Source organism: Pseudomonas sp. B21-054 (genome assembly GCF_026016345.1).
In the GTDB taxonomy this organism is placed as follows: domain Bacteria; phylum Pseudomonadota; class Gammaproteobacteria; order Pseudomonadales; family Pseudomonadaceae; genus Aquipseudomonas.
The window spans coordinates 2552293-2564016 of the sequence record NZ_CP087204.1; the positions used below are offsets into that span (position 1 = coordinate 2552293).

The window sequence follows — 11724 nt, forward strand, 5'->3', positions numbered from 1 at the left end:
TTCGACGAAACGTGGCGACTCAATACTGCAGCTCGTACAGCACTGGGTAATGATCGCTGCGCAGTGCCTGCCCGCGGAAGATGCGCACCACCTCATCGTGTCCCCGCACCTTGAGTTCATCGGCACTGCGGATCAACTGGCGATCATGCACCCAGGATTTTTTGATCTGCACCGCTGCGTCGCAGTATCCCCGCGCCTCCACGTGTTCATGGACATAGGCATAGTCCAACTGCGAGGGGATGGCGAAATCCCCGTAGCCCAGGTCGCCGCCCAGGAGACTCGAGACGTATTGGTCGATGGGTGTATAGAAGCGGCTCACCTCGTCCAGTTTCTTGTACGCCTTCCTGGCCTGGGTTTCGGTGGAGCGGATGGTGATGTGCGTGAACCCGCTGCCTTCGGGGAACACGGCGTTCATCCGGGTTGCGCCACGGTGCGTGGAGAGGGTCTTGGGTGCCGAGCTGTAAGGTGTATTGAGGTCGCCGCCGAAAAATACCAGGCGCTGAAAGTCGCCTTCGTGAATTGAACCGAGTTCTTGTATGTCTCCGAGGATCTGCGGCCAGGCGTTCCTTGACGCATTGGCATGGCAGAAGGCGAACGTGTTGCCCTCATCGTCGGTCAGCAGCAAGGTGGCGCGCCTGGCTTCCGGGCCCAGCGGCCATATGTACCGTTCCTTGAACTCGGTGTCCCGGCCTGTGCGTACGAAGACCATCGAGCCCAGGGTGGTGCTTTTGCGCAGGCCGCCATCCTGGTCGAGGGAGGCCTTGAGGGTGTAGTGCTGGCTCAGGTCATTGACCAGCCGATCATTGGGATTGCCGGTACTGCCCACTTCAAACAGAGCGACAATGTCCGGGGTGTCCTGTTGCAAGACCAGGTTGAGCGTCGCCAGTTTTTCCTGGTAGGCATCGCTCATCTTGCCTCCGGCCTGATTGTTCAGGTGCTGGGTATTCCAGATCAGGATCTTGCATTTGGCCACGGCGTCCGCTCCCTGAATGCTGCGCCGGTGCAGTATAGAACAAGGTAACGATGTTGTTTTTCGCGCTCGGGCGGGGGATGTTCCACAAAATAAAACGCCGACCGCCGAGGTCAGAAAGCTCTGAAACATTTTCACATAATTACGGGTTAATTATGGTTGTACGATGTCGTATGTAATATGTTCGACTGTGGCCGTTTCTCACAAAAAAAATAAACGGAGACTCCACCCATGACGAGCATTCCCTCCGTCGAAGGCCAGGCTGCGGCTCCCGCAAAAAGCCGCTTCGTACGCCTACTGAAGCTTCTCGGCCCCGGCATCATCGCGGTACTTTCCTGGCTGGGCGCAGGCGACCTCATCACCTCATCCGTGGCCGGCGCGAACTACGGCTACGCCATGATGTGGGTGCTGGCGGTGTCGCTGCTGCTCCGCTACCTGATCGTCAACATCATCGCGCGCTTCCAGCTCTGCAATAACCAGGGCATGACCATCCTGCAAGGCTATGCCCAGCTCAACCCGTTTTTCGCCTGGTTCCTGTTGGTGTATGCGCTGCTCATGGGGCATCTGATGAATGCCTACATGATCAAGGGCGCCGGCGAAGCCCTGGCCATGTTATTGAAGACCGACTACCCGCTGCTCTGCTCGGTGGCGGTGGTGCTGGCGGTCTGGCTGCTGGTCGGGCGCAATATCTATTCGATGATCGAAGGCGTGATGAAGGCGTTGCTGGCGATCATGACGCTGGCATTCCTGGCCCTGGCCGTGATGTCCGGCCCGGATGTCGCCGGTATCGTCAGAGGCACCATCGGCTTCAGCATCCCGCCCGATGAAGGCGTGCACGGTGCACTGCTGGTGGCGGTCTCGGTGATCGGTGCGGTGGCGGGGTCCATTGCCAACTTCGTCCACCCCTATGTCATGCGCCAGAAGGGTTGGGTAGGGCCGGAGCACAAGCGTATCCAGCGCAACGACCTGCTGTTTGCGGTGTTCGTCGGGATCATCATCAACCTGGCGATCTGGATCGTCGGCGCGGAAATCCTGCGACCCAACGGCATTGAAGTGAACACCTTGGGCGACCTGGGCAAGGCCCTGGAAATATTCTTCGGCCCGATCGGTTGGTACGTGTTCTTCATCGGTGTGTTCGCCACGCTGTTCGCCAGTATTTCCGGCAAGACCACGGCGTTCCCGATGCTCATCACCGACGCCTTCCAGCACGTACGGCCCGGGCGCCGGGAGCGCTATGGCAAAGAGTTCCACCGCGACCCGATGCACAAATGGTTCATGCTTTTTATCCTCGTGACGCCGTTGATCTGGTCACTGCCGGGAATGCCAGACTTTGTCACACTGACCATTGGCGTTAACGCACTGAACATCATTGGCTTGCCGGTCATTTCCCTGGGCCTGCTGATCATGTCCAACCAGAAAAAATTGCTCAGCAAGGAGTACCGCAACAACCTGTTCGAGAACATCGCCCTGATGTTCGCCACCGGCCTGGCGCTGTGGGTAGCGTTCCAGCTGGGTGTCGATCTGTTCACCTGAGGGCGTTCTTCATCCGACTGGGGGGACTGCTAGACTTCACCGTCCAGTCCCTCTCTTGGAGAACCCGGATGAACAACAAGAACAGGATTTGTCTCTGGTACGACGGCACTGCATTGGAGGCCGCGCAGTTTTATGCGGCGACATTCCCGGACAGCGCGGTGCTGGCCATTTATCACGCCCCCGGCGACTTTCCGTCGGGCAAGCAGGGCGATGTGCTGACGGTCGATTTCACGGTGATGGGCATCCCTTGCCTCGGATTGAACGGAGGCTCGGCGTTCAAGCACAGCGAAGCGTTCTCGTTCCAGGTCGCCACTGACGACCAGGCCGAAACGGACCGCCTGTGGAACGCGATCATCGACAACGGCGGCCAGGCCAGTGCCTGCGGCTGGTGCAAGGACAAGTGGGGGCTGTCGTGGCAGATCTCCCCGCGGGTCCTGGTGGATGCGGTCACCGGTTCCGATAAGGCCGTCGCCAAGCGTGCCTTCGACGCCATGATGACAATGACCAAGATCGACATCGCAGCGATCGAGGCAGCGGTGAAAGGTTAGCCGGTGCTTCACCGACGATTCCTGTGGGGGCGAGCCTCTTGCATTGATATTGAATGTGCCGCCGCCTTCGCGAGCAAGCTCGCTCCCACACTGGATCTTCAGTGAACAGAAATATCGTGCTCGGCACCGGTCCCCTGTGGGAGCGAGCTTGCTCGCGATGACGCCGGAACATTCAACACCCTCGAATCATTCGATCACCCGACCGTTTCAGGCAACTTGGCAATCACCTTGATCTCGAACTGGAAACCATACAGCCAGGTCACACCCACCCCAGTCAGCGTTGGATGCGGCGCGTCACCCCAGAATTCAGGCACCACTTTCCAGATCCTCTCGAAGGTCGATTCGGGGTCGACGATGAATACAGTGACATCAATCACATCATCAAAGCTGCAACCAGCGGCGGCGAGTATCGCTTTCAGATTGTTGAACGCTTGCCGAACCTGAGTCTCCAGTTCGGGTTCCGGTGAACCGTCCTCGGTGCTGCCCACTTGCCCCGACACGAATAAAAAGCCATTGGAGCGAATAGCGGGTGAATAACGATTGCGCTCATAAAGCGCCTGGCGTCCGGCGGGGAAAACAACGTCACGCTGTGTCATAAGTGCCTCCATCAAGGGATCAAGATTGATTCGAAACCAACGATGAACTCACTCTAGGGGCTTGTGCCCGGGCGATAAACGAGCAACCTTGGCGATCACTGTTTGTGAAAGCCAAACAATCTGATCGATTTAACCGAGGCACACATGGATCGTTTCGATGCGATGCAAGCCTTCGCTCGCGTGGTGGAGACGGGCAGCTTCACCAAGGCGGCCGAGACACTGCACATGAGCAAGACCACCGTGACCCAACTGGTCCAGCAGTTGGAGGCGCGGTTGCGGGTCAAGCTGCTCAACCGCACAACGCGCAAAGTCAATATCACGGCCGACGGCGCCGCCTATTACGAGCGGGTGATCCGTCTGCTGGCCGACATGGACGATGCCGAGACCAGCCTGTCCGGCGCGCAAGCGCTGCCCCGGGGCCGACTGCGGGTGGATGTGCCGAGCCCGTTGGCCGCGATGATCCTGATACCGGCATTGCCAGGGTTTTATGCGCGCTACCCGGACATCCAGATCGACATGGGCGTGAGCGATCGTATCGTCGACATCATCGATGAGAAGGTCGATTGCGTGGTGCGTGGCGGTGAGCTGACGGATCAGTCGCTGATCGCCCGGCATGTCGGCGACCTGGCCCTGGGCGTCTTTGCCGCGCCGAGTTACCTGGCACGGGTCGGCACGCCTGCGCATCCGCGCGAGCTGGAAGATTCGCCGCAGCGCATCGTCGGCTTTTTGTGGGCCCGCACCGGCAAAGCCGTGCCTTACGCCATGCACAATCACAACGAGCACCTGTACATCAAAGGCCGCTACGCGCTGGCCATCGACGATGGCAACGCCTACCTTGCCGCCGGTTTGGCGGGGCTGGGTGTGCTCTGGCTACCTGAATACATGTCCCAGCACCACGAAGCACAGGGCGAATTGGTGCGTCTGTTCGAAGGTTGGCGCCTCGACCCGATGCCGCTCTACCTGGCCTATCCGCCGAACCGACACATCAGCGCCAAGTTGCGGGTGTTCATTGCATGGGTGGTGGAGCTGATGGCGCAACATGCGCCTATCATTGATCGCCAGGCGTAGTGAGCCAGGATCAGATTGCAGAGGAGTCAAACCATGGACCGATTCACCGGCGGCTGTCTGTGCGGCGACGTGCGCATCGAAGCCTCAGGGCGCCCCTATCGGGTTGGCCTTTGTCACTGCCTGGATTGCCGCAAGCACCATGGCGCGCTGTTTTTCGCCGCCGCCGTGTTCCCCCAGGACTCCGTGACGATCCAGGGCGAGACACGGGATTACGCCGGGCGATATTTCTGCCCTCGCTGCGGCTCGTCGGTGTTTGCCCGCAGCGGCGATGAAATCGAAGTGCACCTGGGCACGCTCGATGCTCCCGACCAATTGGTGCCCACCTACGAAAGCTGGACCCTGCGCCGCGAAGCCTGGCTACCGGTGTTTGCGCTCGCGCACCATTACGTACGCGACCGTGAAGGCAAGGATCGATCCGAGGACCAGGCGATCAACCAAACCCGACAATCGCCTTGATCTCCAGGTATTCCTCGAAGCCGTGGATACCGTATTCACGCCCATTTCCGGAGCGCTTGTAGCCGCCGAACGGCGCCATGGGATTCCACGCCGGGTAGTTCAACAGCACTTGCCCGGAGCGGATACGCAGGGCAACGCTGCGTACCCGTTCAAGGTCTTGTCCCTGGACATGAGCGCCGAGCCCGTAGACCGTGTCGTTGGCAATGGCGACCGCTTCATCCACCGTGTCATAGGGGATGATGCACAGCACAGGCCCGAAGATTTCTTCCTGGGCGATGCGCATGGCGCTGTCCACCTGCGAGAAAACCGTCGGTCGGGTGTAGAAGCCTTTGTCGAAGCCCGGTACTCGGCCTGGCCCGCCGCACACCAGTTTGGCGCCTTCCCTCAGGCCCACTTCGATCAGGGTTTGCACGCGATTGAATTGGGCCTCGTTGGCGATGGGGCCGAGGACCGTTGCTTCCGATTGCGGGTCGCCGACGATGATCGCGTTGGCGGTCGCGGCAGCCAACGCTTCGACTTCCGCCAAGCGGTTTCTTGGCACGATCATTCGGGTCGGCGCGCTGCACGATTGGCCGACATTGCGCAACGCCGACATCACCCCCAGCGGCACGGCCTTGGTGAAGTCAGCGTCCGGCAACAACACGTTCGGTGACTTGCCGCCCAGTTCCTGGGTGACGCGCTTCACCGTGGGAGCGGCGGCCTGGGCGACCAGTGCGCCGGCGCGGTTCGAGCCGGTGATGGAGATCATGTCGATATCGGGGTGCGCCGCCATGGCCGCGCCAACCTCGGCACCGCTGCCGTTCACCAGGTTGAAGACCCCGGCGGGAAGGCCCGCGTCATGCACCAATTGGGCGAACAGCAGTGCGCTCAACGGTGACAGTTCGCTCGGTTTCAACACCACCGTGCAGCCGGCGGCAATCGCCGGGGCGACTTTGGCGGTGATTTGATACAGCGGCCAGTTCCACGGCGTGATGAGGCCGCAGACACCGATGGGTTCGCGTTGAATGGCGGTGCCATTTTCGACGTTCTGGAAACGGTAAGTGGCCAGCACATCACGGGCCACTCGCACATGTTCGGCCGCCAACGGCACTTGCATGGCCCGGGCAAAACCGATGGCCGCGCCCATTTCCAGCGAGAGCACCTGGGCCAGCGCTTCCTGGCGCTCAAGGATCAGTTCGTGGATCTTGCCAAGGATCGATACGCGGGCCTCTACCGGAGTCGCGGACCAGCCGGGAAATGCGGCACGCGCGGCCGCTACCGCACGGTCGACGTCTGCGGCAGAGCCTTGGGCGACCTCGGCGATCACTTCCTCGGTCGCTGGATTGACCACTGGCAGCGTGGCCGGTTGGGCCGGGGACGACCAGGTGCCATTGATATAAAGCTGCCGGGACATTTGCGGGTCGACGCTGTAGTGGTTCGAGGTGTGGATAGTCATCCGACGGGCTCCCAGGAGTGTTCTCAATAAACTAACAAAGCCGTCCTGCCGGCATGTGCCGTTGTTGCGCCCGGCAAAGAATAATCTGCTGTATCGGCCGGGCTAACTTCGCAAAGGTAGCGGCGTCCGTTTCAGGGCCACAGGTCAGCTCATTGCCTTATGAGTGATGTCAGCCCCGGGCCAGCGCTTCGATTTCGATCAAGTAGCCGTGGTGCAAGGCCGGGACGGGCACCACGGCGCGGGCAGGGCGGTGCTCGCCCAAATAGCGGGCGTAGATCCGGTCGAAAGCCGGCCAGTGCTCGATACCGGCGACATACACCGTCACCTTCAACAGGTCGTTCGGCCCCCGGCCTGCCGCGCTAAGAATCGCCATCAGGTTCTCCAGGGCGAGGCAGGCCTGCGCCTCGAACGGTTGGTCGGCACTGTGGTTGCCATCGGGTCGTACCGGCAACTGCCCGGACACGTACAAGATGCCCTGGTGCGACACGGCCTGGGTGTAATGCCCGCCCGGAGCGGCCGCCTGGGTGGTGTGAACCCACTCGATCTCACCAGCCATGTAGGCGACTCCAACTGTGCACTTCGCCCGTCGTGTCACAGGCGCTGTAATGAGGGAATTGCGCGCCGGTGGCGCAGGCGTGGTTGGGCAGGATGCGCAGGCGGCTGCCAATGGGAAAGCGCGTGGCGATATCGACGCTGTCGGTACTTGAGAGGGTGATGATGCCGTGTTCCTGATTGGCGCTGGAGAGCAGTGCGCCTTCGATCCAATCACCGTCTTCGTTGCACACCTGCCCATAGCCGAAGTCCCGTTGTTGCCGTTGTGTGCCTCGGTCACGACTCATGGCCATCCAGCCGGCGTCGGTGATGACCCAGCCTTTATCTGGCTGATGACCGATGACGGTGGTCAGCACGCTCAGGGCTAACTCGTCGGCCGCGCAGACGCCGACGTTGTGCATCACCAGGTCGAAGAACACATAGACTCCGGCGCGCACTTCGGTGACGCCTTCCAGGCTCTGCGCCGACAGCGCGGTGGGCGTCGAGCCGATGCTGACCTGCAGGCAGGCCAGCCCGGCCTCGCGGATGCGTTGGGCAGCGCTGACGCAGGTATGACGCTCCTGTTCGGCCAAGGCTTGCAGCGCCTGGGGAGCGTTGAGTTCGTAACTGGAGCCAGCGTGGGTCATGACGCCGCAAAGCTGTATGTCGCCCTCGCTGAGCAGCCGCGCGATGCCGACGAGTGCATCGTCTTCGAGGCGCACACCGGATCGATGGCCATCGCAATCGATCTCGATCCAGACATCGAAACGTTCGCCGTGTTGCCTGCCGAAATCGACGATCGCCTGGGCCGCCACCAGGCTGTCGGTCAAGAGGCTCAAGCGGCAGCCTTTGCGCCGCAGCGTCAAGGCTTGGGCCAGTTTGCCGGGGGCCATGGCCACGGCATAAAAAATGTCCTGGATGCCGGCGGCGAAACAATGTTCGGCTTCCTTCAAGGTGGACACCGTGACACCGCTGGCGCCTGCGGCGAGTTGCGCCTGGACCACCGGCAGGCATTTGCTGGTCTTGATGTGGGGACGCAGACGTACGCCCAAAGCGTCCATGCGTTGCTGCATGCGGTGGATATTGCGCTGCATGCGAGGCACATCGATGAGCGCGACCGGAGTGTCGAGGGAGGCAATGGAGGCTGGCATGAACAGGGCTCGGTGGTGGAAGACAGACTCGACTCTACGCAGTCATCGTAAAGCCGTGGTTCAATGGGCTGTCATCAATCATTAAGTTGAACTGAATGATTACTCTCGAAGACTTGCGAATGGTCGTGACCCTGGCACGCTCCGAGTCGTTGAGCGCCGCTGCCAGGGCGCTCAATGTCTCGCCACCGGCGCTGTCCATGCGCCTGCGCAAACTGGAGACGCTGTTGGGCCTGACCCTGGCCAATCGCGATGCCCGGCGCCTGAGCCTGACCGCTGATGGTGAGCGTTTCTCCCGCCAGAGTGCGGTGCTATTGGAACAGCTGGAGGCGCTGCCCCAATCGTTCAAGCAACAGGACGAGCAACTGGCCGGGACCCTCAGGCTGGCGGCACCGTTTGGTTATGGACGCCAACGCATCGCGCCGCTGCTGGCGCGGTTTGCCCGGTTGCACCCGCAGCTCTGCCTGCATCTGGATCTACGGGAAACCCCCTGGCCCGATCGCCATGACAGCGACGCCGTGATTCACATCGGCAATCTCAGGGACAGCCAGTGGGTGGCCCGGCCCCTCACGCAAAACGACCGCTGGCTGTGCGCGAGTCCCGCCTATCTGGAGCTGTACGGCGCACCGACTTCGCCCGAGCAACTCGCCGGGCATCGCTGCATTTGTATTCGTGAAAACGATGAAGACGTCACGCTGTGGCACCTGCGCAATGGGCAGGGGCGCAAGACCCTGCGGATCAAGCCGGCTTTATTGAGCAACGATGGCAGCGTGGCCCGGCGCTGGGCCGAACAAGGCCTGGGGTTGGTGCTGCGTTCGCAGTGGGACGTCAGTAAGGCCATCGCTGACGGTCGCCTGGTTCGGGTACTGGCGGATTGGCAATTCGACAGCGCCCCGATCAACCTGCTGGTGCCCTCGCGCAAACTGCGCAGCGCGCGGGTCCAGGCTTTGGTGAGCTTTCTCGAGGCCGAATTGAAGGCTTGAACAGCGGTGAGCCAGCGCTGGCTCTGCTACAGAGCTAGCGCCATCGCGAGCAAGCTCGCTCCCACAAGGATTTCGGGGAGCTGAGAGACTGAAGTCCACCGGCATCCTCCTGTGGGAGCGAGCTTGCTCGCGATGGCGTCAGCCCATTCAACAAAGATGCCGGCGCTGCCCACTCCGGGCGCAGATTCTGCCGCAAACCAGCCCCCGCAGGCCCGTTTTACGCACCATAACTGCCCGCAAACCCATTGAAACACGGGCGCAACGCCCGCGCCTGGAGCATCCCGCAAAGTCTGCTGAGCGAGCCCCGCAAAACGGTGGTTTGTACCAAGCGGCCGGTATTTTTAACGATTTATCCACGGTCTCATGGTGTTGTAATGAAAACGTGATGCAGCGTTGCACCGAGGCTTCATGAACGGCGTCAATGTTTGCCTCGTCAGGTTTTCAATAACAATCCAGGACCGCACTCATGAGCTTTCTTCGACCCAAGTACATCACCTTCGACTGCTACGGCACGTTGACCAATTTCCAAATGGGCACCATGACCCGCGAGCTGTTCGCCGACCGTGTCGATGCCGGGCAGATGGACCAGTTCGTCAAGGATTTCGCCGCTTATCGTCTGGACCAGGTGATGGGCGACTGGCGGCCTTATGATGAGATTCTCAAGACCTCCCTGGCGCGGACGTGCAAGCGCTGGGGCGTCGAGTACCGGAACGAAGGCCAGCTTTATTACGACGCCGTTCCTACCTGGGGTCCGCACGCCGATGTGCCGGCGGGCCTGTCGAAAATCGCCGACAAGATCCCCTTGGTGATTTTCTCCAATGCGATGGACGAGCAGATCATGTCCAACGTCGACAAGCTCGGCGCGCCTTTCCATAAAGTCTTCACCGCCCAGCAGGCCCAGGCCTACAAGCCGCGCCTGGCCGCGTTCGAGTTCATGCTCGATAACCTCGGCTGCGGGCCGGAGGACGTCCTGCATGTGTCCTCCAGCTTTCGTTACGACCTGATGTCGGCCCACGACATGAAGATCAAGCACAAGGCCTTCGTCGCCCGGGGGCATGAACAACCGGCCAACGCCGTGTACGGCTACCACCAGATCCCGGACATCGGCGGGTTGGCCGGTCTGGTCGGGCTCTGAGTTTCCAGGCGCTCTTCAAGGTGAAAGGGGTTAGACATGGGCAGTGAGTCCTATTGGCTCGATACCGCACCGGCCTTCACCGGTGCCCAGCTCGGCGGGTTGCCCGGGCAGGTCGATGTCGCCATCGTCGGTGGCGGTTTCACCGGCCTGGCCGCGGCGCGAGCCCTGGCCTTGAAGGGGGCGAGTGTCGCGGTGCTGGAAGCGGGCAGGGTGATTGGCGAGGCGTCGGGGCGTAACGGTGGGCATTGCAGTACCGGCGTTGCCCAGGATTACGCGGCTCTCACCGCCAGCCTCGGCGCCGATAAGGCGCGCGCCTATTACCAGGCTTATGAAAGCGCCGTGCAGAGCGTGGTTACGCTGGTGGAGCAAGAGCAGATTGCCTGCGATCTCAAGCGCAATGGCAAGCTCAAGTTGGCGGCCAAGCCGATGCATTACGAAGGCTTGGCACGCACCTGTGAATTGATTCGCAGGGAGGTCGATGCCGAGGTCGAGTTGCTGTCCGCCGAAGAGACGCGGGAAGAAGTCAATTCGGCGCAGTTTCACGGCGGCCTGCTACAGCGTAACGGCGTGCAGATGCATGTCGGACGTTTCGGTGTCGGCCTGGCCGAGGCGGCCGCGCGTCACGGTGCGTTGATCTTCCAGGGGGTGGCGGTGCAGGACTGGAAGGCCAGCGCGGGCGGCTATCAAGTCAACACCGGCAAGGGCACGCTGCACGCTTCGCAGATCCTGTTGGCGACCGGCACCTCTCAGCAGGGCGGCTTGGGCTGGTATCGGCGGCGAATCGTACCGGTGGGCAGTTTTGTGATCGCCACCGAGGTATTGCCCCAGGCGTTGATCGACAGCTTGCTGCCGGCACGCCGCTCCTATGTCACCAGCCGCATGATCGGTAACTACTTTCGCCTGACCCCGGACAACCGCCTGCTGTTTGGCGGACGTGCGCGGTTTGCCATGTCCGACAGCGTCTCCGACGCCAAGAGCGGCAAGGTGTTGCAAGCGGCGATGGTGCAGATGTTCCCGCAGTTGGCGAGCGTCAAGATCGACTACTGCTGGGGCGGCCTGGTGGACATGACGTCCGATCGCCTGCCCCGGGCCGGCCAACATGGAGGGGTTTATCACTCCATGGGTTACAGCGGCCACGGTGTGCAGATGTCGGTGCACATGGGGCAAGTCATGGCCGAGGTCATGGCCGGTAACGTCGAGGCCAACCCTTGGCGCGAACTCGACTGGCCGGCCATCCCCGGGCACTTCGGCAAGCCCTGGTTCCTGCCGCTGGTCGGTGCGTATTACCGGCTGCAGGACTACCTACACTGAATTACATGGC

12 protein-coding genes are annotated in these 11724 nt (G+C 61.4%); 7 read left to right on the forward strand and 5 right to left on the reverse strand.

Going from position 1 to position 11724, the window contains the following annotated elements; all coding sequences use genetic code 11:
* Nucleotides 1–19: 19 nt before the first annotated feature.
* The gene (locus LOY70_RS11535) at nt 20–973 is read right to left on the reverse strand and encodes an endonuclease/exonuclease/phosphatase family protein (protein ID WP_265036716.1); all 954 of its coding nucleotides are present in this window, start codon (nt 971–973) and stop codon (nt 20–22) included.
* Between the two features lie 228 nt (nt 974–1201).
* Here LOY70_RS11535 and LOY70_RS11540 point away from each other — a divergent pair, with 228 nt between their 5' ends.
* Together LOY70_RS11540 and LOY70_RS11545 are read left to right on the forward strand one after the other, a co-directional pair.
* Nucleotides 1202–2503, forward strand: a complete 1302-nt coding sequence (locus tag LOY70_RS11540) for an Nramp family divalent metal transporter (protein ID WP_265036718.1) — start codon at nt 1202–1204, stop codon at nt 2501–2503.
* A gap of 68 nt (nt 2504–2571) precedes the next feature.
* On the forward strand, nt 2572–3051 hold the full coding sequence (locus tag LOY70_RS11545; RefSeq protein WP_265036719.1) for a VOC family protein: 480 nt from the start codon (nt 2572–2574) through the stop codon (nt 3049–3051).
* Nucleotides 3052–3245: 194 nt separating this feature from the next.
* On the opposite strand, the gene LOY70_RS11550 is transcribed toward LOY70_RS11545, so the two are convergent.
* The gene (locus LOY70_RS11550) at nt 3246–3647 is read right to left on the reverse strand and encodes a RidA family protein (RefSeq protein WP_025213045.1); all 402 of its coding nucleotides are present in this window, start codon (nt 3645–3647) and stop codon (nt 3246–3248) included.
* Nucleotides 3648–3791: 144 nt separating this feature from the next.
* On the opposite strand from LOY70_RS11550, the gene LOY70_RS11555 reads away from it, so the two are divergent.
* Nucleotides 3792–4715, forward strand: coding sequence for a LysR family transcriptional regulator (locus LOY70_RS11555; protein ID WP_265036721.1), 924 nt, complete (start codon nt 3792–3794; stop codon nt 4713–4715).
* A 33-nt stretch (nt 4716–4748) separates the two neighbouring features.
* Entirely contained in the window at nt 4749–5171 is a 423-nt protein-coding gene (locus tag LOY70_RS11560; RefSeq protein WP_265036723.1) for a GFA family protein, read from the forward strand.
* On the opposite strand, the gene LOY70_RS11565 is transcribed toward LOY70_RS11560, so the two are convergent.
* From LOY70_RS11565 to LOY70_RS11575, 3 genes are all read right to left on the reverse strand, one after another.
* Nucleotides 5146–6606, reverse strand: a complete 1461-nt coding sequence (locus LOY70_RS11565; RefSeq protein ID WP_265036725.1) for an aldehyde dehydrogenase family protein — start codon at nt 6604–6606, stop codon at nt 5146–5148. The genes LOY70_RS11560 and LOY70_RS11565 overlap by 26 nt on opposite strands.
* 169 nt (nt 6607–6775) lie before the next feature.
* Entirely contained in the window at nt 6776–7162 is a 387-nt protein-coding gene (locus LOY70_RS11570) for a RidA family protein (protein WP_265036727.1), read from the reverse strand.
* Complete coding sequence (locus LOY70_RS11575; protein WP_265036729.1) at nt 7152–8288, reverse strand: DSD1 family PLP-dependent enzyme; 1137 nt, start codon at nt 8286–8288, stop codon at nt 7152–7154. Before LOY70_RS11575 ends, LOY70_RS11570 begins: the two co-directional genes overlap by 11 nt.
* Nucleotides 8289–8383: 95 nt before the next feature.
* On the opposite strand from LOY70_RS11575, the gene LOY70_RS11580 reads away from it, so the two are divergent.
* The 3 genes from LOY70_RS11580 (at nt 8384) to LOY70_RS11590 (ending at nt 11714) form a co-directional block, all read left to right on the forward strand.
* The gene (locus tag LOY70_RS11580) at nt 8384–9268 is read left to right on the forward strand and encodes a LysR family transcriptional regulator (protein ID WP_265036731.1); all 885 of its coding nucleotides are present in this window, start codon (nt 8384–8386) and stop codon (nt 9266–9268) included.
* A 466-nt stretch (nt 9269–9734) separates the two neighbouring features.
* Nucleotides 9735–10403 (forward strand): haloacid dehalogenase type II, encoded by a 669-nt coding sequence (locus LOY70_RS11585; RefSeq protein WP_265036733.1) that lies wholly within the window; start codon nt 9735–9737, stop codon nt 10401–10403.
* Nucleotides 10404–10439: 36 nt separating this feature from the next.
* Nucleotides 10440–11714 (forward strand): NAD(P)/FAD-dependent oxidoreductase, encoded by a 1275-nt coding sequence (locus LOY70_RS11590; RefSeq protein WP_265036734.1) that lies wholly within the window; start codon nt 10440–10442, stop codon nt 11712–11714.
* Nucleotides 11715–11724 lie beyond the last annotated feature (10 nt).